This is a genomic window from Alkalihalobacillus sp. R86527, from assembly GCF_042466185.1.
GTDB lineage: Bacteria > Bacillota > Bacilli > Bacillales > Guptibacillaceae > Guptibacillus.
On sequence record NZ_JAXHBW010000001.1, the window covers coordinates 3,249,394 to 3,276,015 of the forward strand.

Consider the following 26,622-nt stretch of genomic DNA (forward strand, 5'->3'; position numbering starts at 1 on the left):
TCACCTAACATGTAAGTTTTACTAGCAAAGCTTTTAGCAGATTAAGTTTTTTAACAGTTATACGATAGGAACTGTTTTCCTTAAGCTTTTCACTTTGTCCAGCTACTGTTAATCGGTGTTTCGTCTCGTCACCGGTACGAATAAAAAGACTATCTTCAATCGACTGATCAATGCCCGTCATGTACACCCAACCATCCTTGATAAACGTCTCTTTACCAGCATGACTAGGTACACCAGCACCAAATGTTTTAAACCGAGTATGAGTTAATATAAGTTCAGAACCTTCTTTTTGAAAATACTCTTCCCATTCTTCCTTCTCTACCGAATGCTCCCACCTAACCGAAAACGTATCAGCAGTAAGGAACACATCGATCACTTTGTCCTCTTCCTCTACCATCAGCACATTTTTCGGAACAGCTAGTAAAAGAGCTAGAACAATCGCGAAAGGGAAGAACCATTTTAGAAAAATGGGAGCACCTTGACGATGCCCCCGATTTGTTCTATTCAAGTATTCCTTGTTCCTCATAGAAAGCTTTTGCACCTGGATGAAGCGGTGCAATAAGACCTTTCGCGATTTCATCTCGGTCTAGCTGCTTTAATGCTCCGACTGCAACTTCATCAGTACCAAGGTAATCGTAGTAACGTTTCGTTAAATCTTTCACCGTCTCTTCATCAAGATCTTTTGAAACCACGATCATATTCTGAATACCAACGGTTGTGACTTCGTTATCAAGGTTATATTTCGCCTCATCCCCTGCAGGAATGGTGTAGTCTTTGTAGAATGGATATTTCTCTTTCAAAGCTTCAGCTGTATCACCTTTAATTTCAACGAAATGAATGTCATTTTGTTGCATAAGATCTGTGATATTGCTGTTTGGAACACCAGAAGTAAAGAAAGCTGCATCAAGGTTTCCATTCTTCATTTCCTGAACGCTATCTGCATAGCCTGTATGTGTGACCTTCGACATATCGTCATACGTTAAGTCCACTGCTTCAAGTACTTTCTGTGCACTTTGTTCTACACCTGAGCCTACCTTACCTACGCCAACTTTTTTCCCTTTCAAATCCTCAATAGATTCGATACCACTATCTTCGGTTGCTACGATTTGGACAACGTTTTGGTACATGCCAGCGAGTGCTTGAACATCTACCTTCTTGCCTTCGAACTGTCCTTTTCCTTCAACAGCATCGTAAGCAACGTCACTCATAACGATCGCCATCTGATTTAATCCATCTTGGATGTTTTGAATGTTAGCAACGGAAGCTCCGGTAGACTCAACCGTAATGTTTCCAATCGAATCACTTTGTTCCAAAACTGGCTTAAGTGCACCACCAATTGGATAATATGTACCAGACGTTCCACCCGTACCAAATACGAGAGATTGAGAAGAGCCACCCGAGCCATCTCCATTATCTCCACCTGCAGAATTACTGCCTCCGCCACAAGCAGAAACAATCATAGCGAGCGCGAGTAACACAATTCCTAAAACCTTTGATTTCAAAACAAACCCCTCCGCTTCTTATTTGCTAGGTTAATGGTAACGGTTACATTATTATTTTTGAATATTTAGAACATATTGGACGTTTTGGTCTTTTTGGTCAACACAAAAATAGCCAAAAAGAATAATATCCTTTTTGACTATTTCCTACGCTCATCATGTTGTGCTCTTAACTAATGTATACCGGTTAAGAGGTCTACCTACACCACCATATTGAATATCGATTTCCACTTGTCCTGACTTTTGCAAGTAGTCTAGATAACGGCGAGCCGTTACTCTCGCGATACCTACCCCATCAGCTGTTTCTTCTGCAGTAAGAGCTTCATCTTGCACGTTTAAGTAGCTCACTATTTGTTTGAGCGTTTGTTTATTTAATCCTTTCGGTAACTCTTCAATGTGAGGCGTCATGCCACTTTTCTTCCCAATCGGTTTAATAAGATCTAGCTCAAGTTGGGATACCGATCCAGTCCCACTTAACTGCTCATGATATTTCTTAAAATCCTTAAGAGCTTGTTGAAACCTCTCAAATTTAAACGGTTTGATAAGGTAATCTCTTGCACCATGATGAAGCATCTTCCGTATTGTTTCTCGGTCATTCGCTGCCGTGATGGCGATGACATCCACATGATTTCCTATAGATCTAAGTGTCTTCAACATGTCTAACCCATTTTGTTCTGGCATGTAGACATCGAGTAAAATGAGATCGGGCTTCAATTCCTGAACAAGTTTCAGGCCTTCTTCCCCTGTACTTGCAACGCCAATAATTTTGAATCCATCGAGTCGTTCAATAAATTGCTTATTCACCTCTTGCACCATCGGATCGTCTTCGATCAATAGAACGCTAGTACTCATCATGTTCACTCCCTTCCGTACTCATCGGAATAATAAGCTCAATATTCGTGCCTTCTCCTACGCGCGAAACGAGCGACATTTTCCCATTTGCTCGTTCAACTGTTCGCTTTATGAGATAAAGTCCAAGTCCATTCCCGTCTTCTCCTTTTGTAGAAAACCCTCTTTCTAGAACCTTTTCTTGTAACTCTTCTTTTATTCCACACCCATTGTCTTCTACCGATAGATAAAGAAAATGATCATCAGAGATGAGGCTAAGATGAACAAGCGGAGCTTCCTGACTCACACGATTAAATGAATAAAAAGCATTTTCGATCAAATTCCCAATAATCAATACGAGGTCATGACTATCGACTAAAGCAGGATTCTTCTTATAAATGCTATTTCGATCAATCATCACCTCTACGCCAAGTTCCTTTCCTCTTCTAACTTTACTTAAGATTAATCCTGAAATACGGAAGTCGTTGATCCGCTTGCTCAAAAAGTTCGAAAGGTCTTCATCTTGTTGCGAAACCTCAAAAACATAGTCGAGTGCTTTTTCTTTTTCATCAAGTTGGATCAAACCAGCAATCGTATGGAGGCGATTTAACGACTCGTGGTTTTGTACACGTAACGCTTCTACAAAGTTTTTCACGCCCGTTAATTCTTCTGCCATCGCTGCCACTTCTGTTCGATCTTGAAACACAGCGACAGCGCCAACCTTTTCACCGTTGACCCTGATCGGTACCTTGCTGATCAACAAAACCCTCTTCCCTACTGTCATTTCTTCATTTTGAAGTCGATGGTCCGTCATTAACACAGATAGCAGTTGTTTGCTCCTTATTACACTGCTCACTTTAAGGCCAGTAACATCTTCTGTAACCTCTAAGATTCGTTTTGCTTTTTCATTGAAAATCATCGTATTTCCATCTAAATCAATAGCAATAACGCCTTCGTTCATCGCCTCAAACGTTGCCGTTCGCTCAACAAGCAACCTCGATATCTCATGAGGCTCAAGATGAAATGTTTCCTCCTTTATCCTCCTTGCAAGAAGCCAGGAACCTCCACTCCCAAACCCAAGTGCAAGTATCGCAATTAGTGCAAGTTCAGATTTAATACTAGAAAGCACCGTTCCAAGCTCAGGCATCATATTCCCTACAATCACGACCCCGATTTGTTCGTGTTCAGCATTCATGATCGGAACGAATGAGCGGATCGACACCCCTATTTCACCTTTCGCTTTTGAAACATAGCTATGTTCAGCAAATGCCGCCCCTTCGTCTTTTCCTGCAGATATCGTTCCAAGTTTTTCTTCAACAGGGTGAGAATATCTGATTCGGTTCGAATTGAGCACGACGATATAATCTGAATCATTTATCGTTCTGACTCGATTTACGATCGGATTGATTTTCTCCCATCCTTCACTTTCACTTAGAGATTGTTGCACTTCGGGTAAATTGGCTACGGTACGTCCAGTAATAAGTCCTCGTTCCCCTAACCTCTCTTCTGTTTGATCATACAATTTCCCCGCTGCGATAATCCCAGCAATGGTTATGGAAAAGAAAACAATTCCGAACGAAAATATCATGATCTTCCATTTTATCGGGATATTCTTTGCCATAATCCGTACGTCCTTCCAAGTCTCTAGCTCAAATACTAGTACCACCTCGTTAGATTCTTGCTATCTATGATAAACTATTGGAAACGCTTGCGAAACAGGAGATGCTATGAAGACAGTTACAATCATCACATCATTTATAGTGGCTGGCATTCTGACCGCTTTTTTTCTTGGCTTCAATCCAGTCGAAAGCACTAGAACATTGGAATATGATGATGAGCAAGAAGGTTTAAAAGAACAGATGGTCATACGATTTAGCCATGTCGCTGCTGAGAATACGCCAAAAGGGATGGCAGCCCGCTATTTCGCGAAACGTATCCAAGCAAAAACTGATAATGAGATTCAGGTGGAAATCTATTCTAATGGAGAGCTTTATCAAGATCAGAATGAGTGGGAAGCCGTTACGAACGGAAACGTAGAAATGATCGCACCTGCTACTACTAAGGTCTCAACTAGATTTCCAGATTGGCAAGTGCTTGACTTACCCTATGCCTTTCAAGGGTACAGTGCTGTTCAAGAAGCTTATGAGGGGAAAATTGGTCAAACATTATTAGAGGATCTAAGAGGCACAAATGTGAAGGGGCTAGATTTCTGGTATAACGGCTTCAAACAATTCACAAACAATAAACTCCCCATTCATACACCTGCTGATATGAATAAACTTCATTTCAGAGTAATGCCTGGCCCCGTAATCAAAGCTCAGTTCCAAGCTCTGAATGCAAGCACGAGTGAGCTCTCTTTTAACAAAACCTACCGAAATCTTGAAGTAGGTTTTGTCGATGGACAGGAAAATACGATATCAAACATTTACTCAAAGAAATTTTATAAGAAACAAGCGTATATGACGCTTAGTAATCACGCATACCTAGGTTATGCAGTCATAATCAATGAGGATTTCTGGGACAGCTTGTCTGAAACCCATCAACATTCGCTTACGGAGGCAATGGAGGAAACAACAGATTGGGTTCGAAGGCATTCCATCGAAATCAATGACTCTCATATACGAAAGATTAAACGATCCTCAGATATGGAGGTCGATGTTCTTACCAAACAAGAGGAAAAAAAGTGGCGGGAAGCGTTTAAACCAGTCTACCTTAAAGCGGAACAAGACATCTCCAAGGACTTATTAAAAGAACTGGAGCGCATTCAAAGCAACTATTCACCACAATAAGGAGGGTATGATAATGAATACAATTTTCGTGGCTGGTCATTCTAAGCTTCCAGGTGGAATGGCAGCTAATAATATCTCAGATACACTAACGCTCACGCTTGAAGTGGATAAACACTATGGGGTGATCGTTGATGCATCATGCACGCTGATGACCGAGCACAGCAAGCAGTTTGTGCGTCAACTTTTGAAAGGTTTCAGCTTGCAAGATGGCGTTGAGGACCCACTAACGCAATTAAGAGAAGGCTATCTTGGCAAAGCAGGAAATGCTCTTGCTGCAGCATTGAAAGATGCACATAAACAGTATGACATGTACCCTGAACAAAACGCACTAAGTAAATAAAGAACAAAGCGGCAGACTAGTTTAATCCACTACCTGCCGCTTTTTTATGCAATAGCCCTGCTACTTCCTGAGGCTTTATGTTGAGTGTAGAGAGTAACTCAATATCGACCCACATCGGTTCGTACGTTCCTCTGCCATTTCCACTGTTCTGAAATTCTTCACCTTCTCCAGTCCCGAATTCCCCTTTTAGAATTTGAGCAAGAAAGTATACCTGTCTTCCGTTATACGCAACCTCTATAAAAGGTGCGATCACTGAAATGACAACGCCTAATTCCTCATATGCTTCTCGAATGGTAGCTTCTTCTGGCGTCTCACCTTGTTCGACTCCTCCACCTGGGAACACATAGTAAACTTCGCTATTTCTCACTCTCTTAATTACTGCTACCTTATCATGTTGGATGATGATAGCTGAGCCTCTCGTTCTCACGACATCACCTCGCTGTCATTCGTTTTTCGCATACGCTTTTTCAGGTCTATGTCCATTCTTCAACTCTCGAATGGTCAAACCGAAATCCATTTGTAGATGGGGATAATCTTTGAAAGATGACCAGTCGCCTCCCCATTCGAAGCCTAAATCTTTCGCGATGCTCACGACTTCCATCCAATCGGATTCGCCGTTTTCATTATCATCTCGCTTCATATCCCAGAGCACATCACCGTTATCTCGTTTCAGTGCAAAGTCTATCGCCAAACCATAGTTGTGATACGAGCCTCCACCGGACACATTTGTCACGACATTTCCTGCATCGGAGCGACCTTTCTCGTACAGCTTATTTTGCTCTTCATTCGATCGATGACCATCTGTAATCACAACCTCAATTCCCTTTTTGGCAGCCTTTGCGAGCAGTTCTTCCTTCGCATCCCTTACTTCAGGGTGTAGTTCATCTGGTAACGGAACATCTTTCTTAACTACTACACTACTAGTACCAAAGTAAGTCGATACGAAATAGTTACCTACTAAACCTATACATAACAACACAAGAAACGTGCTGAAAAGTTTCGTTATGATCTTCATCCTTAACCACTCCCTGCCTGACCAATTCCATACTCCTATTGTATCAGGAAGAAGAGTACAAACAGGAGAGATTGCTCATTCCTAGATGAAGTTTGTCACTTCACCCTCTGTGTTTTCCCAATTTCCTTTATTAACTTGTCAGTCACTATTCACAGTTTATTCCGTTCTCTTCAACTCAATAAAAATGTAACAACACGACAGATTCTCTTACGAAACGCTTCATATGTATGAGTTCCACCCTATTGTTCTATTATTCTATAGCTGTTCTTTAAAGCTGGTACATTTCCTTTTTTATATAGAAAAAAACTGCTGAACTCTACTCAGCAGCTTTCTTCTTACGTATAGAGTTTACTTTTGCGAACACCTGGAACTTTATCAGCAATTACCTTCCCGATTTCAAGGGATGCAGTCGCCGCTGGCGAAGGAGCGTTGCAGACATGGATCGAACGCTTACCTGGAAAAACGAAAAAGTCATCGACAAGTTTCCCATCCTTCAAGAGAGCTTGAGCACGAACACCAGAATGGGTCGGAACCACATCCTCTTCTTGAATATCAGGAACGAGACGCTGTAAGCTTTTCACAAAAGACTTCTTGTGAAACGAGCGCTTCATCTCTTTGACTCCTTCTTTCATATTACTAGCCGCCATTTTCCAAAATCCTTCAAACGTAAGGACATCGACGGTATCTTTCATATTAAAAGAAAGCTTACTATAGCCTTCTCGTTTCAGACTTAGAACCGCGTTCGGGCCTGCGTGAATCCCACCGCTCATCATTCGTGTCAAATGAACGCCGAGGAACGGAAATTCCGGGTTCGGTACAGGATAAATCAAGTTGTTAACAAGATAGCTTTTCTCTTTCTTAATTTCAAAATATTCTCCTCTGAACGGTACGATTTTCACATCCGTATACATACCTGCAAGCTTCGCCATTCGATCACTATGGAGGCCAGCACAATTCACAAGAAAACGAGTTTTGAACGTGCCTCGGGTTGTATCTACCACAACTTCTTGCTCCTCTTCCTCAATATTCGTGACCTTTGTGCTCGAAAGAAGATCGACACCTCGATTTTCTAGTATGTCCGCTAGTTTTTGTGTCACCTCTTTATAATCAACGATGCCTGTTGATGGAACCCGAATACCTTCAACACCATTGACATACGGCTCTATTTCTAATAATTCATCTCTAGATAACCTCGAGACATCCAAATCATTTTGAAGCCCTCGCTCGTAAAGCTTCGATAAATTTTCTTTCTCTGTATCGTCCACGGCAACAATGACTTTTCCACACACATCATGAGCAATTCCATATTCACGACAGAAATGAACCATAGACTGACTGCCTTTTTTCGCAAGTGCTGCTTTCATACTGCCTGGCTTATAATAAATACCAGAATGAATCACACCACTGTTTCTACCCGTCTGATGGCTCGCCCAATTATTTTCTTTCTCGACAACTGCCATCTTCGCTTCTGGATACTTTTTATGAAGAGAAAGGGCTGTCGATAATCCGACGATGCCCCCTCCTATAACAAGATAATCATACATCAGCATGTCCCCTTAATCACGCAAATCTACCACGCTGGCGCAGAAGTTCACGATGAAGTTCAGTATTCTCTTCGAACGCTTCTCTTCCATGCAGCCAGAAATGATTGTTCAACATAACCAGCTTTCCTTCAGGTAGGTCAACTCCCTTTGTTTCTGAAGAATTCTCCATCGAGTATGAAAGATCCTTCAAATAGGTAGCTTCCTCAATCGTTGAAGGATGAACAAATTGGTCGATAAAGCACATGCAAGGCTCATTATTACGTTCATAGAATGTCGTGCGAAAAACTTCTTTTACCACATTCTTGCTAGGCGGTGCTTTATAAACGAGTTTTTGTGTCGCCAATGGATGATTATAGAAGTGGTCAAGGTCTTCCCAGTCATCAAGATGTAGAAATCGCGACCTTCCTCCGACTGCATGATTCTCCCCAAATTTCATCATCAACAACCAATCTGTCGGCTCATCAACATACGTGCCATCCGTATGGACAGTGAACAGCCGATACGCCTGACGCAAATAAGAGTCACTATCATCCGTATGCTTTACAGCAAAGCGAGCATAGTAATTCCCTGACATCGCATCGAAATTGGGAATACCAACAAGATGAGAAAAAGCTGTAGAAAACTTAACGTACTCTTCAGGGTCACTCGTGTAATCGTTTACGCCAACGGTAAAGCCACCGCTCCCTCGATCGTGAAGAATGCCTCTCACGGTTTTCTGGAAGTCCTCATCAAGCAACTGTACAAGTTTATCTGTCATAACAAAACGCATATAAGGAATATAGTCGAGCTGCTGACTGCTGATTGCTTTCACTTCTTCAAAGAAACGTTTTAACACCTCATGATCAAATTCAATTTCATACAAACGGTCGTGGTCCAATGAAGGTTTGATTTCATATCCTTTTCCGATAATCGTCCTTCGCTCTAAGTTCGCTGTGTTTAGCATCGGCATTCTCTCCTTTTTTTAATACATAAAAAAGCCAGCATACGTCTCCCGTCAAATCGAGATCGATACACTGGCTCGTAATCGCGTGTTAGCTCCTGAATGAGCTTGGGCAATCTACACAGTATTGTTCAAATAATGACTGATCCACATCGCATCCGGTTCTTGAAAAGGGATACCTTTCTAGATGGAGGCGTTTGCTTTCTTACTAAGCGTACAACAGTTAGAATTTTCCGTCAACAATCCCAACAAGAAAGCGCAAAGCGAAACACTGCTTTGCGCTTTCCTCCGTTATTCTTTCTCGATCTTGTCGCCTTCGTTTGCCCATGCGGCAAAACCACCGCTATAGTTCAGAATATCTTTAAAGCCTAGAGATTGAAGCAAGCTTGTTCCAATTGCTGATCGTGTTCCTGACTGACAATGAACGACAACAGTTTTGTCTTCTGGAATTTCATCTACCTGATCCTCAAGATAACCAAGCATATGATGATTTGCGCCAGGGATATGTCCTTGGTTAAATTCGTTTTCTTTTCTGATGTCGACTACATATACATCTTCTTTCTCATATACATCCTTCAACTCTTCTGTAGAGATAAACGTGTATCCCTCGAGATCATTCCATTGAGAAAGAAGTTCTGGGCTCGCATATGCCTTAATATGATCGATTCCGATTGAATGAAGTGATTTAACAACATCATCCTTCAGTTCATCTTTTGTAATGAGAACGAGGTCTTTATCATAATCGAGTACCCAACCCGACCAGTTCGTGAATGCCTTGTTGTACGGCAAGTTGATTGCACCTTCAATATGACCTTCTGCAAAGTCTTTTGCAGAACGAGTATCCACAATGGTCGTATTTTCTTGCTCAGCTAGCGCTTTAAATTCATTAGCATTGTTGACCTTCTGAAGCTCCTCACCAGTTAAAACTGCAGGACCTTCTTTATTTACTTTCTTCATCACTGAAAAATAAGTCGGTGGTTCTGGCTGTTCGTTCAATAATTCTTTTTCAAAGGTTTGTTCATTCTCTGCCTTCAATGCCCAATTATTTCGGAGCTCATAGCCAATTGTTGATTGTGGGACGGCACCAAGTGATTTACCACATGCACTTCCTGCACCGTGTCCTGGCCATACCATAAGAAACTCTGGTAGCTCCTTAAACGTTTGAAGTGATTTGAACATATCTTTTGCACCCTTTTCAGCGGTGCCTTCTTGCCCAGCTGATTTCTCAAGCAAATCAGGACGTCCAATATCACCAACGAAGACAAAGTCTCCTGTAAATACACCCATCGGTACATCAGAGCCTCCGCCAAGATCCGTTAACATGAACGAGATACTTTCAGGAGTGTGCCCTGGAGTGTGCATCACTTTTAGTTCAATGTTTCCTACTTTAATAATAGAACCATCATTCACTAGTTCTACATTCAAACCTTCAAGATACTCATATTTTGAGTCTTGATCACCTTCATCTGATAGATATAATTTCACATCATGTTTTTCAGCAAGTTGACGCGCTCCTGAAACAAAATCAGCATGAATGTGCGTTTCAGCTGCAGCCGCTAAGTGAAAACCTTCTTTTTTTGCCACTTCTATATAAGGGGGCACATCTCGTGCTGGGTCGATCACAAGCGCTTCACCTGTGCGTTGACATCCAATCAAATAAGAGTATTGCGCTAACTTTTCATCAAAGAATGTGCGTAGATACATTTCGTAACCCTCCAACATTAATTTTATAAATTACCCCCTCGGGTATGTAGCTCCATCATATCTACTATTTCTCTCTTTATCAACCATAATGCTTAATACCCCATACACTATTCTCGATAACATACTTATCTCCTCCAAAAACCACCTAAAACCTAATAGCTTTAGTCATATTCAGGTTTATTGGATTTATCCACTTAAAAGTATATGGAACTGCGAAACATTGTCGTGTATTTATCATCCCTCTCCCTTCCAAAGTCAAAACAAAGGTAAAATTCGCAATAATAGCTCTTTTATCACCGCTTACACAAAGTGTAAATGAGTACTAAAGTACTTCAATATTTCCATATTAAGATAAAATAATATTTATTTTTCCATATAACCATGCTAATAGTTTTATTTTATTTGTGAATCCTAATGATAATTAGTAATCGTTTCCATACGGCGGTTGGTCCTTTTTTTATAATACGCACTTCTTATGATAGGATAAAAAACGGTGCGCACCGCAGAAAATCACACAACAAGGAAGTGGCATAATGGAAATTACACATAATCCGAACCTCCTCTGGTTTGTCGTCGCGTATGGCGCTCTCATGGTTGGTTTAGGAATTTACTTTTCTAAGAAGGTTTCGAGTAGTGAGGATTTTATTCTTGCTGGAAAAGGACTCGGAGCACTCGTACTTACGGGTACATTATTAGCAACATGGACAGGTAGTGGAAGTATTTCGGGCGGTGAAACGTCTATGGCTTATAGCTATGGAATTATCCCAGCGTTTTTGATGGCGATTCCAACATTGATTGGTATCGGAACGCTTTACCTCATCGCTCCACGTATTCGTGAATTTGGTAAATATACCGTCTCTTCTATCCTCGAAGAAAAGTATGGCCAGTTCGCTCGTATGCTTTCAGGAATCATCATTATTCTTGCCTATGTCGGCATTGTTTCCTATCAAATGAAAGGCTTTGGATTTATTCTTAATTTAACGACAGGAATTTCAGTTGAACTTGGAACAATCGTCGGAGCCGCTCTCATTATTTTTCTTGCTACAATCGGAGGACTACGTTCAGTAGCTCCAACAGATGCAATCAGCGCAATCTTAATGGTAGTTGGTCTTGGTGTTACATTACCGACCATTTTCGTTATTGCTGGTGGTTGGGATGAAATTATTGCAAATGTACCGAGTGACCACCTAACGTTTAGCGGACAGTTATCAAATATTCAATTGCTTGGATATTTACTACCGTCTCTATTCTTATTACTTGCAGACCAGAACATGTATCAACGTCTGGCATCTTCAAGCGGAGATAAATCGTCAAAGCGAGCACAAATCGGCTGGCTTGTTGCGATGTTACTCATTTCACCTACAATTGCATTAATTGCATTCGCTTCACGCTCGATCTTTCCTGACATCGATCCGGGCATGGCCCTCATGGCAACAACCGTTGCTATGCCAACCGTAGTAGGTGGTATTCTTTTAACCGCTGCTACCGCATTTATCATTACAACTGGGAACTCGTATCTATTGTCAGCTGCAACGAACGTAACGTATGATATTGTTGGGAAGTACGTCAAAAAAGACGCTTCAGATCGCCAACTGTTGAATATGACCAAGTGGTTCATCGTTATTCTAGGTGTACTCGCTTATGTCATCATCAGCTTTTTCCCTACAGTATTATCCGTTCAAATGTATGCTTACACTGTATATGGTGCGGGAATCACACCTGCCGTACTAGCCGTCTTCTTCTGGAAACGAGTGAACTACTATGGTGGTATTTCTTCCATGATTGCTGGTGTTGTAACAACACTTGTCTGGGAAATTCCTTTAGCAAGACCATTTGATCTGAACAGCGTTCTATTTGCCGTACCAGTCGCAGTCATCGTACTCATTGTCGTGACGCTTGTGACTTCAAAAAAAGGTAAGTAAGAAACATAATACCCTCAAAAGGTTGTGGTCCGAATGAATCAACGATTAGAAAATTTCTCGAACTGGCTTAAGGAAACAGGACAAACATTCGCATTTGTTCATACTCCTTCAAACGTCTTTTATTTATCAGGCTTCCATACAGACCCTCATGAGCGTTTACTTGGTCTGTTCGTATTCCCTGACCAAGAGCCGTTCCTCGTAACACCTGGCATGGAAGTTTCTCAAGCGAGAGATGCAGGATGGAAGCATGACATTATCGGTCATGGAGATGCTGACAACCCTTGGGAGCTTATCCATACTGCTCTTAAAGAACGTGGCATCACTGAAGCAAATCATGTTGCTATCGAAAAAGTAACGCTCGCTTATGAACGTGCAGAGCAAATCATGCAACGTTACCCTGGGCTAACGTTCACAAGTGCCGAAGAAAAGTTGAACGAGCTTCGCTTAATTAAAGATGAAAGTGAGCTCGAGGTCCTTCGGGACGCAGCTGCGCTTGCTGACTTCGGTGTCGAAACAGGAGTCAAAGCGCTTCGTGAAGGTGTTACAGAAATGGAAGTTCTCGCAACAATCGAATTTGAATTGAAGAAGAAAGGCATTCGTGAAATGTCCTTCTCTACTATGGTTCTTTTCGGTGAAAAGGCTGGACAACCACATGGTAACCCAGGAGACCGTAAGCTAAAAAAAGGTGATCTCGTATTGTTCGACCTTGGCGTTGTACTGAATGGCTACTGCTCTGATATCACGCGTACGGTCGCGTATAAAGAAGTAAATGATAAACAAAAAGAAATCTATGATATCGTCCTAAACGCTCAGCTTGAAACGCTAGCGATCTCGAAACCAGGTACACGCCTCGGTGATCTCGATAAAAAAGCGCGCGATATTATCACAGCCGGTGGCTATGGGGATCACTTCCCACACCGAATCGGTCATGGTATCGGTATTGAAGTTCATGAATACCCTTCAATGAGCGAAAACAACGATAGTCTCTTACAAGAAGGTATGACGTACACGATTGAACCAGGCATCTATGTACCTGAAATCGGCGGTGTGCGTATCGAAGACGATCTTCTTGTTACATCTGATGGATGTGAAACATTAACAAAATACCCGAAAGAACTACAGATTGTAGGTAATTAATTTCAAAAGGAACGGCTCGTAATGAGCCGTTCCTTTTGTTTATTGAAGGTTTTAAATTTATATAATTGCCGATATTCCGTACACGGCTTCATGATAAACATGCACATCGGGCTCTAGCCCATTCGCGATAAACACTTCTTTCATTTCCTCTGAAGACATTCGCTCATGAACAGGAGGCCCCATATCCATCTCAATTTTCTCCCACTCTAACACGAGTAGTCGGTGCCCCGGTTTAATAATCCTTTTAAACTCTGCGAAAGCTTTCGTAAGATCGGGAACTTCATGAATAACAAAGGCTGCGATCGCTTTATCAACAACATGGTCAGGTAAATGAATATTCTCTAGATCACTTACAATATAGTCGATATTGTCCAGTTCTCTTGCACGATTTCTCAGCAAGTCTAACATCTGCTTTTCGATATCTACCGCATACACCTTTTCTCCTGCTTCAGCCAACGGTAACGTAAAGTATCCATTGCCTGCTCCCAAATCAGCGACATGATCCGTTTCTTTTAATTGAAGAGTAGAGATGACCTGCTCTGGTGAAATGATTTCCTTTCGCTTTGGATCAAGCAGTCGGTCTGCCTTCCCTGGTTTAAATCGCTTTCCTGCCATATTCATAAACCTCCTTAGAATTATCTAAATGATGTATTTCAATTCAATTATTATACCACGCCCACTAAAAAAAGCGTTCTCTGCTACACAACAGGAACGCTTGCTTGAGTACAAATTATAAATATTCTTCATGCGGAGCATTTTCTGGTCTAAGCATATAATACATCGGATAAGCTCTTGTATACCACATTTGAATAACTGGTCCAAGAAATAGGACGAGTACGGCTGTACCTATGCCAACAGGTCCTCCGATCAATACAGCAAGAGACGCAACTACTACAGCGACGAGCGTTTGTCCCATTCTAAGACTAAGGTTAAAACGAGCGCTGACTGCTAGAAACAGTTGATCGACTGGTGCTCTTGGGAATTGAGGCAAGATATAAATGGCGACACCAAGTCCAATCGTAAATAATCCCATTCCAAGCGTTAGAGCTTTTATAATCACAGGTGCTGCTGACAAATCAACAGAAGCGAACACAATTTCTAACCAAAAATCGAGAATAAAGCTTTCTAAAAAAACAGGCAATAGTGCCTTGAATTCTGGGTTTTGCTTCATTAACCATCCATTCAAAAAGATGATCAGAAACTGAAATACACCATACCAAAAACCAACAGTTAATCCAAATAGGTCCGACACTCCAATAAAAAAGGATGTCCAGAACCCTGCTCCAATGGTAGCGTGAATAATCAATGCTACACCAAAGAAGTTTATGAACATACCTAGAAGGTAAACCGTAATCCGATAAGCCATTACGATTCCCTCCCTTCCTCTAAGTTTAAAAACTTGATAACAGAGGCTGTTCTTCAAATTTTTCGTTCCCCATTTTATTAGCGATTAATTTACACGTCAATCACTTTAACGAAAATAAAACATGAAAAAAATGCCACCTCATTTGAGGCAGCATCTCTCTTCATTTCTATAAGATATGTTTTGCCAAAGCTTGTTTTAGCGTACTGTGAGTTTGAACACCTTTAAATTCGATCCCTAACGAAACCATTGTCATGGCTACTTCTGGTCTGATTCCAGCCAAAATACCTTTAACTCCAATCAATTCTAATGAATCGATTATTTTGAAAATGTTGTTGGCAACCATCGTATCGACAATATTGACTCCTGAAAGATCAATAAATAAATGGGACAAGTTCTTAGACGTAGCTCCTTCAAGTGACTTTTCAAGTAACAAACTTGCACGGTACGTATCGATGTCACCAATAATAGGCAGAATCGCAACACCTTCAAGAATAGGAACGATCGGAGCAGAAAGCTCAAGGAACGATTCCCTCGCTTTATCGATGTCATCCCTATACGCTTCTACATAAGCAGAACTAAATGCATACACGACCTGATCTAAAAGGGGATCGATAATTCGTGCTACTTCAAATATCGTTTTTAAAGATATACCTTCTTCATTGCTAATTTCTTCGATCTTATTCCAAATCATATTTCTGAATCCAGAAGTACTCTTTAAAGAGGCATCTAACTCTACTTCAAAACGTACTGCTAATTCCCCAGTTTGTTTTCCCCACTGCTCAATACGAGGTCGTGTAGCATCGTACCCAATGATAAAGCCGTCCGCAAATAATTGTAATAACTCTACCCGTAAGCGTAATGCTTCTTCAGTTTCATTCTCTTCAGGGGCCAATTCTTTCGCCATTTCTAACTTTGACTCTTCTAGCTTTCTTCCTATCAACAATACTTCTTCTTTAAGAATCGGTTCGTTTACAGGCATTTTGATTATACCTCCGAATAATAGTTTGAAAAATAATTGATAAAATAACGATATAAGCTTACATTACCACGTTTTTGAAAATAAAGTACTGTAAATATATTCGAGAAAGCTAATCTTTTTTTGATTGCGCGGAGTACGCGCCACCCAATTTTTCATCCCTTTCATCAAAAGCATTTTCACTTTGATACTTGCATTATTATTTACACATGTTATACTAAGGTTAATTATTGTTGTTCGGGTCAATGATTAGTTTAGAATAAGCTCCTTAAGAGACCTTACATCTTGAATCATTATGTAGAGCAGTAATAGTAATATTTGTGCGAATAGCACTGGAGGAATTACACATGAACAAAGGTACAGTAAAATGGTTTAACGCAGAAAAAGGTTTCGGTTTCATCGAGGTTGAAGGTGGAGACGACGTATTCGTACATTTCTCTGCAATTCAAGGCGAAGGTTTCAAAACTCTAGAAGAAGGTCAAACAGTTACTTTCGAAACAGAGCAAGGTAACCGCGGACCTCAAGCTACTAACGTTACTAAAGCGTAACTAGTAGATACAGAAAGCTTTCCCATTCGGGAAAGCTTTTTTTCTGTTTATAATAGAAAAAGCACGGCCTAGGCCGTGCTTTTCTTTATGTATGAAATAACTTTCCTTCTAACGCCATAATAGTTCGTTCCGCTGAACGCTGAACAGCAAGATCTGCATGATTATGAACTTTTTTATGAAAGGCATTATAGATTTGCTTAAACGGTAAGGATTGTACACGTTCAGCCATGTCGCGCACTTTAGTAGCAGGTAAAGGGATCAAATTAGGATAGCTATACATAAAGCTCACCCATTCCTGATCTGCAACAACTTGAATAATGTCACCAGTCAATAGTGTACCAGTGTCCTCACCTTCAAAGTGCAGAACAGCGCCTCCTTTAAAATGCCCACCAAGACGAATGATCTTCGCACCTGAACAAAGCTCCAATTCTTCCCCACTCCAGAATGATAGGTGGTTGCTATCTCTCATCACCCACCCTCGATCATCTTCGTGAAGGTAAATTGGCACATCAAATGCCTCAGCCCATTCAACTTGAGTGGAGTAATAATGTGGATGCGATATTGCAATTGCATCGATTCCCCCTAATTGATGTAACGCATCGATTGTCTGTTGATCTAAATAAGTGATGCAATCCCACAATATATTCAGGCCATTCGCCTGAACGACATATGCTGTTTGTCCAATTGCAAATGAAGGAGAAGTTGTAATGCTATATAGACCAGGTTTCTCTTGAATGATTTGATTTTGATAGTCACCCTCCCTCATGTTTTCAAGAGTGGTCCATTCTTGACCGTTTGGATTTACATACTGTCGTTCTTCCTTACAAATAGTACAGGAATCAGGCTTGTCCTGCGAGTACTGCGTTCCACACGTGGTACAAATAAATCGATCCATTTCATTCTCTCTCCCTTCCATAACTACTAGGGAATTATATACTAATTATTCAAATATTACTAATAAATGATAAATTAATCCTTTTGTTCTAAAAGGCTATTTTCGTAGACATTGTTGCTTTTGAAAAAGTTTTTGTATATAGAAACACATTTAGCTGATTGGAGCGGAAGCTATTCGCCTCCTGCGGGACTGGTGAGACCTTTAAGGCGCAATGTCTATGTGCGCCGAAGAGGATCAGCATCCCCTCACTCATATAGCAACAATATTCACGAAAAGAGCTTTATAAAAAAACACTTTTATGTAAACCTGACGCCTTATAATAAGGCGTCTTCCTTTTACTCTTACTCTTTTATCATACTGCTACTACACACGTCACAAACTTTATACGACTTTTCCGCTACTAACTTCTCCAGATAAGGGCTATCTAGCGTTCCTTCTCGCTTGTCTATGGGAGTTGTATGAAATTCGCATTGATCCCCAGCAAAAGTCGTTCTATGAATCACCTTTTTCGAATGGTCTATTAAATATTTCATTCTTTTTTCTCCTCCTTTGATATCTAGGACTTGTTTCACCACTTCTTCTAGTTGTTAGAAGCTCAAGGATTAGAAAAACCTCACAAAAAAACAAAAAAGCCGAAAGTTCCCCAAACCGGGGTCCTTTCGGCTTATGTCTGGTTCTATTGCCCAGCTCATTTCCACCTATACTTTATATGGTTTCACTATGAAAACAATATAACTTTTATCTTGATTGAAATCCCAGTCTACAAAGATATCCTGGATTTCAGTTGATAAGATAGATTCAAAATTATTGTTATGCATCAGACTTTTTTCAAGTCGTCGTTTGGTTAATTTAAGACTTTCCTCAAGCCCATCTCGGATGAGTTCTTTTTCAATACGTACTAAAATTCCATTTCTAATGACGACAATCGTTCGTTCATTTAAATAACAAGAGTCGATTTGTTCAGGAATTTTTTCTGCTTGCCTACTTATCCGTGCAATTTCTTCATGGATTTTTTCCTTCGTATCATAACCGCCAGGTATATGATCTTCATCACACTGGCTTTGATCCATCACTCCAAGAAACAAACCAGTACGGTTTGTAAGTGACCAATCATGATAGAAAGATTCAATATTTATATCAGCTATAACACTCAATGACGCTTTTATTTCAGGAAACAATTTGATCATTAAAAGATCTCGAGTCTCCTCGACCCTCTTGTGTTCTTTTTGATCAACAAGTACCCGCTCCATCGGTGCTAAAAAGTCACGAAAATAAATCGTGATATAAGGTTCTTCGATCGAAACGAAGACAGATGAGGGGCCTTTCCCGAAATTATCGCGCAGAAGTTTACCTACATAACTTGAAATTTCAGCTTCTTTTGATTTTGGTTCCATTATGTCCATCCTCTTTTGAGACCAGAACATTCTATTCCCAGTCCAATTTTCATTATAGTATTCTTTCCACAAGAATGAAAGGGTATGCTCTTATATGACCGTTTAGAATACAAATGTAGTACTTCAGTCTCATTTCCCTCATTTATATAAAAGTAATCCTCTAATCTCCAAGTGCAAGACGTTCGAGAATTTTTTCATAAGAGGGTTCAGCGATCAGTTCTCCCTCATCTAAGCGATCTTTTATTTGATGTAGCAAACGTTGTTCAGCTTCACTCATGTTAGCGACATCAAACTTTTTATGTAGGACTGTATAAAGACTATAATCTCTCAACCGTAAGAAAAGCGGCATTTTCTTTATCCACTCTGGCTCTAGCTTATTTTCTTTTGCGTACCCTTTTAAAAAGAAATAAAGGAATTCTTCCGCAAACTGTGCCCTTGTCTCTCGATCTTCACCTTGAAACTCTCCCCATACGGTATAGTAGAGGGGAATCGCAATATCACTCACGAAATAATGATACGCGCTATCATCGAAGTCGAATACATGAATGTCTCCTTCATCATAAAAAAAGTTTCCTGCATGGATGTCAGAATGAACGAGTCCATATGACTCTCTCTCTTTTGGGAGCGTCTGAATCTCCTTTACTAATGCTTTTCCTTTACGTATGATCGCTTCATCCCGTTCTTCCGATAAATACATTTCAAATTGTACCAAGTCTTCTTCATCCCAATGCTCACGCAAATGGTCTAAGGGGTGATAATCCTTTGTCACACGATGCATCTGCCCAATCGTTCTTCCCCAAACTTCATAGAGTGCAGGTTGATATAACGTGTCATTTTTCTTCAATTGTCGACCAGGAGCCTTTTCGAATAGAGATACAAAAAAGGATCCATACTCAACGTCGATTGCTTCAACGACATTCCCACCACTCGAGGGTAGGGCTCTTGCTACATTTATGTTATGGGCATACAAAAAGTTAATCCAATGTATTTCAGCTTCTACATCTTGTTTGGAACGGTGTGAAATATGCGTTAATCTTAGGATGTATGGGTCATTCCCAATGAATACTTCAAATACATAGTTCTCAAAATCTCCTAGTTTTCTGAAGCTATTGCTATTCGCACCAAACTTCTCCATCGCGCTTAGTAAGACCGATTCACTAAAACATTTCTCAACACGTGCTTCCATTTGTACACCTCTCCTTCTTTTCTAACCTTTCACCACTCACTAACGCTTTTCCTTCAATAAAACGACGACCTTCTAAGCTCGTTTACTTTGATTGGCATGTAGGACAATAATATAATCTTCTTGATCCTGCCATGATTTTCTTAACTTCAGTTCCATCGATTCGACATGGCTCCCCTTCTCGATTAAAGACCCAATGTCGATATTGACGACGCGTTTCTCCCTTGCTTTTAAGCTTCTTGGCGAGTTCCACGTCATTCGTAATTCCTTTATGTTTATAAGATCGTTCAACTAACGTAATGGTAGCTTCTGCTGCTTTTTCAATCATTTCTTCGGTACAATCAACTGGCCTTAAGTCTGGATGAATACCTGCCACATACATGATTTCACTTCTTAAATAATTTCCAATACCTGCAACAAACGATTGATCTAGCAATAGTGACGACCATTTTTTTCGATAAAAACGTTTTGATGTAAATCGTTCCTTTAGTTCATCAATCGTTACGTCTTCACTCAAGAGATCAGGGCCTACTTTAGAGATAAAGGGATGATGAGCCACTTCTTCATTCCTCAAAACTTCTATATCAGATGCGCTGTATAGTAACGCAGATTTCTTTTCATTATGAATAGCGAGGCGTAACTGTCGATTCGTCTTTGGGTAGTTGTATGCATTTCTTACATACCACTTCCCGTACAACTGGTTATGAGAGTAAATGGTAACGTTATTATTGAAGCGGATCAGCATCGCCTTTCCCTTCGTATCTACTCGCACGACTTCAGCACCTTCAAGCATTGATTCATAATCCTTTAAATGCTCAAAAGCGAATTTCACTTCCATTACTGATCTACTCTTAAGCGCCTTTTCTACCTGATCGGCAGCGCGTCTTATTTCTGGACCTTCTGGCATAATGCGTCCCCTTCTTTCTTTTATCATGTTGTAAAATCTTCCCTCTATCTGAATTAATAAAACGGATTCACTCTCGCATTGGTAGGGAGATGCCAGGTTTCTGTACTGCTTTCTGTAAACTAAGCCTTTATATTGACAATGAGGAAACAAGCCGTTTACACTGTGATGTATAGATTTTTCCTATATGCAAAAAATATGTGGATATGAAAACAATGATTATAAAAGGAGGGCTTAACGATGATTAACTGGTTTATGGATTTAAGCCCAGTTTTCCAAGCGTTAATTTTCACAATATTTACATGGGGAGCGACAGCTCTTGGTGCAGCTGTAGTCTTTTTCACAAAAACAGTGAATCAGAAACTGTTTGATTCGATGCTCGCATTTGCAGGAGGCGTCATGATCGCCGCAAGCTTCTGGTCACTATTGAGCCCAGGAATTGAAATGGCGGAAGAACAGGGAGTCCCTGGTTACATTCCCGCTGTAGTAGGCTTTTTACTAGGCGGCGTATTCCTACTATTAGTCGACCGTATCCTACCTATGATCGATGAGAATTTGTATTTTAAAGACATCAAAGATAAAAAAGCAAAACACCGTACTGCAATGCTTGTATTTTCACTAACATTGCACAACATCCCTGAAGGACTTGCAATCGGCGTAGCTTTCGGTGCACTTGCTGCTAATTTCTCCACAGCATCGCTATCTGGCGCAATCGCACTTGCAATCGGAATTGGTATTCAAAATATCCCCGAAGGAACGGCGGTCTCCTTGCCTCTTAGACGGGATGGAATGTCAAAGAAGAAAAGCTTCTTCTATGGTCAATTCTCAGGGATGGTCGAACCGATGGCTGCTGTGGTCGGAGCGCTTGCTGTCATCGTCATCCAACCTCTTCTCCCTTATGCATTAAGCTTTGCAGCTGGGGCAATGATATTCGTTGTAGCAAAAGAAGTTATTCCTGGTTCACAAGAAAAAGGCCACGTTCAACTCGCTGCGATGTCACTGTTAGTAGGCTTCTCAGTCATGATGGTTCTTGACGTAGCACTAGGATAATAAAAACCCCGTGTAAACAAACGTTTACACGGGGTTTTTGATTCCCGTTACCTATGTGGCGTATCATCATTCGACTGTCTACTTATTTTTGTTTTTTGTTTATTCGATGTAGATTGTAATTTGTTTAGAAGATTTCTTTCTTTTTCTACCTCATAAGACTTTGCATCCCGTCTCAGAGATTTAAAGAGATTAAAACACATAATAATCAAGATTACGGTGAACGGTAAGGCCGAAACAAGTGATGCTGTCTGTAAGCCTTGCAATCCACTACTAATGATCAATACTGCAGAAATTGCAGCAATAAGCGTTCCCCACACGAGCTTTGAGAAAAGCGTTGGATTCAAGTCACCATCTGATGTCATCATACCTAGAACAAATGTTGCTGAGTCAGCAGATGTGACGAGGAAAATACAGATCAAAAAGATTGAAAGAGTTGAAAGGATCGTCGTTAACGGAAACTCTTCCAATGTAACGAAAAGCGCACTCGTAACATCTTCATTTACTGCATCAGCAATTGCTGTTCCTTGGAACAGATCAAGGTGAAACGCTGCTCCACCAAAAACAGCAATCCATACCATCGCGATGAAAGGGGGTACGATCAATACTCCAAAAATCATTTCTCGAATCGATCGTCCTCTCGACACCCTCGCTACAAAGGATCCAATAAACGGAGACCATGCGATGACCCAAGCCCAATAGAATACGGTCCAATCCTTCACCCATGTTCCGCCTTCATATGGAGTCATATAGAAGCTCATCTCAATAAACTTCTGAATGTAGCCCCCAGCTGCAACCGTGAAACTTTCAAGAATAAATACCGTTGGCCCTAGAAATAACACAAAAAGCATCAACCCTAATGCAAGGGCAAGGTTCAAGTTACTTAAGTACTTAATTCCTTTATTCAAGCCCGTTGTAGATGAAGTCATATACAAAACGAGCAATATTAGTGTAATCACGATCTGAATCGTCGCATTTTGCGGAAGATCATACATGTAGTTCAATCCGCCATTAATTTGAAGGATACCGAACCCAAGTGATGTCGCTACCCCCATCACTGTTGCGATAACAGCAAGAATATTGATGATTCCTCTCCAGGATTTCTTCCTCTTATCTGGAGTACCTGTTGAGATCGTTTCACTTATTAAGCTCTTTCGATCCTTACGATATTGAAAATAGGCCATTACGAGTCCAACGACTGTGAATACCGACCATTGGTGAACCCCCCAGTGGAAAAAGGAGTATCTCATCGCAAGCTTTGCCGCCTGTTCCGTTTCTCCTTCCACACCAAAACCAGCTGGAGGATTTGCAAAGTGCGTCATCGGTTCTGCTACTCCCCAGAACACAAGTCCAACACCAAAACCTGCACTAAATAACATTCCAATCCAGGTGAAGAAGGGATATTCCGGACGCTCTCCGTCTTTCCCAAGCCGAATTTTACCGTACTTACTAATTGCTAAATACATACAGAACAAAACAAAGAACACGACAGAAAGTAAGTAAAACCATCCGAACGCATTCGTTGTAAATGAATAAACGCTGTTTGCCACTGAAGCAAACGAATCAGGTACGACTGCACCCCACACAACGAGTAATAAGATTACAACTGCTGAAACCCAGAAAACTGGTCCCTTTTGATATGCTTTTTTTCTATCCATCATCCCGTCCTTTCCAACTGAATCACAACGTTTTTCAGTTAACTTTCAAATTATGTAACAACTTCTCCTAAATATTAGTACCCTTTTACTACATAGAACTAACCACAGTTTTCGAACCATTCAGATTATTCCTTTTCTCTTTCTTAAATAATGCCGTCATTAATCCATTAACACCGAACAATGTCGGATCTTGCGTCTCTCGCATTTCTCTCATCTCAATAGGATCAAACCTATTGAATAGTGAACGTAGTCTTTCTTTTGAATAACCTAACCCACCATTCAAGGTTTGCTTTTCATACACTTCACGATCACTTATAACCGCTCCACCAAGTGGCCCATCTGGGACAAAACATGTTAATCCGAAATACCCCTCAGGCTTCAATGCTTTTTGGATGAAATCGAGGTAACTTATCCTTCGATGAGGTGCAAGGTGATGAAAACACCCCGAATCATAGATGAGGTCATAACGTTCTGGTTCCACTTCGAGATCAAATAAACTGCTATGGATGAAATTCACTTCAACCGCTTCCTCTTTCGCCCTCTCATTCCCCCAATCAATTGCCTTTTGTGCCAAATCGACCGCATCTACTTGAAAGCCCTGCTTAGCAAGATAAATGGCATTCCGACCTGGACCACTGCCAATTTCGAGCACTCGACCATGAGGGATCGCATAGTCACTTATGTATGAAACAAGATTTTCATCGGGTACGTGCTCAAAAAATGGTATCGGCTTTTCTCGATCTTCATAAAACTGATTCCAGAATGTTTCAGGTTCCCTTAACAACGAATCCAGTAGCTTCATAAGATCAGCATTCGTTGTGATATCCTCTGTTTTCTCCATAGACATGCCTCCACTTACATTTCTCTACTAAAACTCATTCGACAAACTTCCATTCTACCCCTTTTAATGAGAAACAAAAAAATCGGCTCATCGGCCGATTTCATTTTTGTGAAATAATTTTATTGTTTGTTAATCCCCCGTCCCTCCAAACGTTTATCTTTCAAACTTGCAAATGGATATTTTGCTTTGGAAGAGATGGCCGATTAAGTTTGAATGAAGGGTCTCCGAATTCCATCGCCTCTAGAATCTGTTCTTCTGAAAAACCAGTCATCTGTGACAGCTTCCGAATATCGACATTCTTCTGTGACATCGTTTTAGACTTTTTTACAGCTGTTTCTGTCTGATAAAGTACCACCGAATACCTGTGGTTGAACGTCCCTACGGATTGCTTCACGACTCCTTTCCCCTTTCAACTAAAATAACCTGAATTCCTGGAGGGAGCAGGGTTTACGGTTTGCATTCCCTTTAGAAAATAAACTAAACTGGAAAAACTGATCTCTAACCCTGAAAATTAAAAATGATTATATACGTTATCCTTAAACTGATTCTTTGTCCTTTACTCCATATTAATGTTGAGATAAAAAATACAGGCTGTCGAGTTCGACAGCCTGTATGATAATCAACTTAATTTAGACGGCGTTCGCTTTAATTTCAACATCTACATTGCCGCGCGTTGCTTTAGAATAAGGACAAACCTGATGTGCTTCCTTTGTTAACATCTCTGCATCTTCTTGGCTAACACCTTTAACTTCAACGTTAAGTGTAACTCCAATTTTAAATCCGTCATCCGTTTCATCTTTTAAGAAGCTAACTTCAGCAGTCGTTTTTGATTCGATTTCTTTCTTCTTCTTCGAAGCTACTAGATTTAGTGCACCATCATAGCAAGCAGAATACGTTGCTGCAAATAGTTGCTCTGGGTTCGTACCCTTTTCATCAGAGTTTTCTGTAGGCATAACAAGATTCATGTCGATCAAACCATCAGAAGATTTTACTGTTCCGTTACGACCGCCTTCAGCAGTTGCCTTTGAAGTGAAAAATACTTTACTCATCGAACATCATCTCCTTAAATAAGTATACACCCTCTCTTTACCTCTAAGGCGCAACTCTTAAACTAATCATTCTGATAAAGCGCTCTCATTTAGGATTTATTTTTTGTGGGAAAAAGATTTACTTTTGAAAAATCTACTGTAAAATAGCTTCTTAAAGAAGGGTAAGGAGGCCATTATGATGATTAGAAGATTAACAGAAGGTGACCATAAGGAGTGCATTTCTTTATTAACGCCATATGCCGCAGAGAATTTATTTATTCTTGGAGATATTGAAGCTTTCGGCTACGATCAACCATTCCAAAAGCTGTGGGGCGACTTTTCTGATGATGGGGAACTACGTGCTGTTCTCATGAAGTATGAAAAGAATTATATTCCTTTTGCTTCGAATGACTTTGATGCTGAAGGCTTGGCCTCAATTATTTCAGAGGACGAGGATTTCCTAATGGTGTCAGGCTTAGAACATGTAACAGAGCAGGTCGAAGCTTATATCAAACATCCATCTAAATCCAAGAGGAAGTTATATTATGCTAAATGCGACAATGTTGAAAAGCTCTCACTCGCGAATTTAGATGAAGTAAAAGTTGCAAAATCTGAAGACATCGCTAGCATTCACGCGCTTCACAATAGCATCGATGAGTTCAACTCTTCCGAAACAGTAGAAGAGAAACAGAGGAATTTAGAAAAAGGGGTTTCTAGAACCTACTTTATTTCACTCGATGGACAAGTCGTTTCGGCCGCTTCAACTGCTGCAGAAAACTCTCAATCTGCTATGGTTGTTGGAGTATGTACGCGCCCTGGTTACGAGCGCAAAGGATATGCAACAAAATGCATGATGAAATTATGTTATGACGTATTAACAGAAGGCAAAGACCTTTGTCTTTTTTATGATAACCCTGAAGCCGGCAACATCTATAAACGTATCGGATTTCGTGATATCGAAAAGTGGACGATGTCTATTTTTGAAACCAATTATGCTATGAGTCTATAAGGAAAGCGGTCCCTTCTGGGGACCGCTTTCTAGCATGTCCTCTTCAAACTAGATT

28 protein-coding genes are annotated in these 26,622 nt (G+C 40.6%); 7 read left to right on the top strand and 21 right to left on the bottom strand.

Annotated elements, in window-relative coordinates:
* Positions 1-4 precede the first annotated feature (4 nt).
* The 4 genes from SJY16_RS16960 to SJY16_RS16975 form a co-directional block, all read right to left on the bottom strand.
* Complete coding sequence (locus tag SJY16_RS16960; protein ID WP_377891027.1) at positions 5-508, bottom strand: DUF1850 domain-containing protein; 504 nt, start codon at positions 506-508, stop codon at positions 5-7.
* Entirely contained in the window at positions 501-1,502 is a 1,002-nt protein-coding gene (locus SJY16_RS16965; protein WP_377891029.1) for a TAXI family TRAP transporter solute-binding subunit, read from the bottom strand. Before SJY16_RS16965 ends, SJY16_RS16960 begins: the two co-directional genes overlap by 8 nt.
* A 153-nt stretch (positions 1,503-1,655) precedes the next feature.
* On the bottom strand, positions 1,656-2,354 hold the full coding sequence (locus SJY16_RS16970) for a response regulator (RefSeq protein WP_377891031.1): 699 nt from the start codon (positions 2,352-2,354) through the stop codon (positions 1,656-1,658).
* Entirely contained in the window at positions 2,341-3,948 is a 1,608-nt protein-coding gene (locus SJY16_RS16975) for an ATP-binding protein (RefSeq protein WP_377891032.1), read from the bottom strand. The genes SJY16_RS16970 and SJY16_RS16975 overlap by 14 nt, the downstream gene beginning before the upstream one ends.
* Positions 3,949-4,054: 106 nt before the next feature.
* Between SJY16_RS16975 and SJY16_RS16980 the strand changes: the two genes are divergently transcribed.
* The gene (locus SJY16_RS16980) at positions 4,055-5,116 is read left to right on the top strand and encodes a DctP family TRAP transporter solute-binding subunit (RefSeq protein WP_377891034.1); all 1,062 of its coding nucleotides are present in this window, start codon (positions 4,055-4,057) and stop codon (positions 5,114-5,116) included.
* A gap of 13 nt (positions 5,117-5,129) precedes the next feature.
* Positions 5,130-5,456, top strand: a complete 327-nt coding sequence (locus SJY16_RS16985) for a DUF3870 domain-containing protein (protein ID WP_377891036.1) — start codon at positions 5,130-5,132, stop codon at positions 5,454-5,456.
* Positions 5,457-5,472: 16 nt separating this feature from the next.
* On the opposite strand, the gene SJY16_RS16990 is transcribed toward SJY16_RS16985, so the two are convergent.
* The 5 genes from SJY16_RS16990 to SJY16_RS17010 all read right to left on the bottom strand — a co-directional run bounded on the left by SJY16_RS16990 (position 5,473) and on the right by SJY16_RS17010 (position 10,659).
* Positions 5,473-5,883, bottom strand: a complete 411-nt coding sequence (locus tag SJY16_RS16990) for an NUDIX hydrolase (protein ID WP_377891037.1) — start codon at positions 5,881-5,883, stop codon at positions 5,473-5,475.
* 15 nt (positions 5,884-5,898) lie between these two features.
* Positions 5,899-6,471, bottom strand: a complete 573-nt coding sequence (locus SJY16_RS16995; protein WP_377891039.1) for a M15 family metallopeptidase — start codon at positions 6,469-6,471, stop codon at positions 5,899-5,901.
* 335 nt (positions 6,472-6,806) lie between these two features.
* On the bottom strand, positions 6,807-8,015 hold the full coding sequence (gene lhgO, locus SJY16_RS17000) for an L-2-hydroxyglutarate oxidase (protein WP_377891041.1): 1,209 nt from the start codon (positions 8,013-8,015) through the stop codon (positions 6,807-6,809).
* Positions 8,016-8,031: 16 nt separating this feature from the next.
* Positions 8,032-8,958 carry a glutarate dioxygenase GlaH gene (gene glaH, locus SJY16_RS17005; RefSeq protein WP_377891043.1) on the bottom strand — a complete coding sequence of 309 codons (927 nt, stop codon included), beginning with the start codon at positions 8,956-8,958 and terminating at the stop codon, positions 8,032-8,034.
* Positions 8,959-9,246: 288 nt separating this feature from the next.
* A complete protein-coding gene (locus tag SJY16_RS17010; RefSeq protein ID WP_377891044.1) occupies positions 9,247-10,659 on the bottom strand; it encodes an MBL fold metallo-hydrolase in 1,413 nt (470 codons plus the stop codon).
* A 533-nt stretch (positions 10,660-11,192) separates the two neighbouring features.
* Between SJY16_RS17010 and SJY16_RS17015 the strand changes: the two genes are divergently transcribed.
* Positions 11,193-12,581, top strand: a complete 1,389-nt coding sequence (locus SJY16_RS17015) for a sodium:solute symporter family protein (protein ID WP_377891046.1) — start codon at positions 11,193-11,195, stop codon at positions 12,579-12,581.
* Between the two features lie 33 nt (positions 12,582-12,614).
* Positions 12,615-13,718, top strand: a complete 1,104-nt coding sequence (locus SJY16_RS17020; protein ID WP_377891048.1) for a M24 family metallopeptidase — start codon at positions 12,615-12,617, stop codon at positions 13,716-13,718.
* Positions 13,719-13,775: 57 nt separating this feature from the next.
* On the opposite strand, the gene SJY16_RS17025 is transcribed toward SJY16_RS17020, so the two are convergent.
* The 3 genes from SJY16_RS17025 to SJY16_RS17035 form a co-directional block, all read right to left on the bottom strand.
* Entirely contained in the window at positions 13,776-14,333 is a 558-nt protein-coding gene (locus SJY16_RS17025) for a class I SAM-dependent methyltransferase (protein WP_377891050.1), read from the bottom strand.
* Positions 14,334-14,448: 115 nt separating this feature from the next.
* Entirely contained in the window at positions 14,449-15,084 is a 636-nt protein-coding gene (locus tag SJY16_RS17030) for a YczE/YyaS/YitT family protein (protein ID WP_377891052.1), read from the bottom strand.
* 166 nt (positions 15,085-15,250) lie between these two features.
* Positions 15,251-16,063: an STAS domain-containing protein gene (locus tag SJY16_RS17035; protein WP_377891054.1), complete on the bottom strand. Its 813-nt coding sequence runs from the start codon at positions 16,061-16,063 to the stop codon at positions 15,251-15,253.
* A gap of 344 nt (positions 16,064-16,407) precedes the next feature.
* Here SJY16_RS17035 and SJY16_RS17040 point away from each other — a divergent pair, with 344 nt between their 5' ends.
* Positions 16,408-16,608: a cold-shock protein gene (locus tag SJY16_RS17040; RefSeq protein ID WP_377891056.1), complete on the top strand. Its 201-nt coding sequence runs from the start codon at positions 16,408-16,410 to the stop codon at positions 16,606-16,608.
* A gap of 85 nt (positions 16,609-16,693) precedes the next feature.
* Here SJY16_RS17040 and SJY16_RS17045 read toward each other — a convergent pair whose 3' ends face one another.
* From SJY16_RS17045 to nei, 5 genes are all read right to left on the bottom strand, one after another.
* The gene (locus SJY16_RS17045; RefSeq protein ID WP_377891058.1) at positions 16,694-17,503 is read right to left on the bottom strand and encodes an MBL fold metallo-hydrolase; all 810 of its coding nucleotides are present in this window, start codon (positions 17,501-17,503) and stop codon (positions 16,694-16,696) included.
* Positions 17,504-17,844: 341 nt separating this feature from the next.
* Positions 17,845-18,036 carry a hypothetical protein gene (locus SJY16_RS17050; RefSeq protein WP_377891060.1) on the bottom strand — a complete coding sequence of 64 codons (192 nt, stop codon included), beginning with the start codon at positions 18,034-18,036 and terminating at the stop codon, positions 17,845-17,847.
* Positions 18,037-18,201: 165 nt separating this feature from the next.
* Positions 18,202-18,897, bottom strand: coding sequence for a Na-translocating system protein MpsC family protein (locus tag SJY16_RS17055; protein ID WP_377891062.1), 696 nt, complete (start codon positions 18,895-18,897; stop codon positions 18,202-18,204).
* 160 nt (positions 18,898-19,057) lie between these two features.
* Positions 19,058-20,083: a phosphotransferase enzyme family protein gene (locus SJY16_RS17060; protein ID WP_377891063.1), complete on the bottom strand. Its 1,026-nt coding sequence runs from the start codon at positions 20,081-20,083 to the stop codon at positions 19,058-19,060.
* Positions 20,084-20,165: 82 nt separating this feature from the next.
* A complete protein-coding gene (nei, locus tag SJY16_RS17065) occupies positions 20,166-20,987 on the bottom strand; it encodes an endonuclease VIII (protein ID WP_377891064.1) in 822 nt (273 codons plus the stop codon).
* A gap of 237 nt (positions 20,988-21,224) precedes the next feature.
* Here nei and SJY16_RS17070 point away from each other — a divergent pair, with 237 nt between their 5' ends.
* Entirely contained in the window at positions 21,225-22,034 is an 810-nt protein-coding gene (locus SJY16_RS17070) for a ZIP family metal transporter (RefSeq protein ID WP_377891066.1), read from the top strand.
* A gap of 47 nt (positions 22,035-22,081) precedes the next feature.
* Here the strand turns inward: SJY16_RS17070 and SJY16_RS17075 are convergent, their stop codons facing one another.
* The 4 genes from SJY16_RS17075 to SJY16_RS17090 all read right to left on the bottom strand — a co-directional run bounded on the left by SJY16_RS17075 (position 22,082) and on the right by SJY16_RS17090 (position 25,579).
* Positions 22,082-23,692 (bottom strand): BCCT family transporter, encoded by a 1,611-nt coding sequence (locus SJY16_RS17075; protein ID WP_377891068.1) that lies wholly within the window; start codon positions 23,690-23,692, stop codon positions 22,082-22,084.
* Positions 23,693-23,777: 85 nt separating this feature from the next.
* Complete coding sequence (locus SJY16_RS17080; RefSeq protein ID WP_377891070.1) at positions 23,778-24,530, bottom strand: class I SAM-dependent methyltransferase; 753 nt, start codon at positions 24,528-24,530, stop codon at positions 23,778-23,780.
* Positions 24,531-24,690: 160 nt separating this feature from the next.
* Positions 24,691-24,924, bottom strand: a complete 234-nt coding sequence (locus tag SJY16_RS17085) for a hypothetical protein (protein WP_377891072.1) — start codon at positions 24,922-24,924, stop codon at positions 24,691-24,693.
* Between the two features lie 235 nt (positions 24,925-25,159).
* The gene (locus SJY16_RS17090) at positions 25,160-25,579 is read right to left on the bottom strand and encodes an organic hydroperoxide resistance protein (protein ID WP_377891074.1); all 420 of its coding nucleotides are present in this window, start codon (positions 25,577-25,579) and stop codon (positions 25,160-25,162) included.
* Between the two features lie 175 nt (positions 25,580-25,754).
* Between SJY16_RS17090 and SJY16_RS17095 the strand changes: the two genes are divergently transcribed.
* Positions 25,755-26,567, top strand: coding sequence for a GNAT family N-acetyltransferase (locus tag SJY16_RS17095; RefSeq protein WP_377891075.1), 813 nt, complete (start codon positions 25,755-25,757; stop codon positions 26,565-26,567).
* Positions 26,568-26,622: the final 55 nt, after the last annotated feature.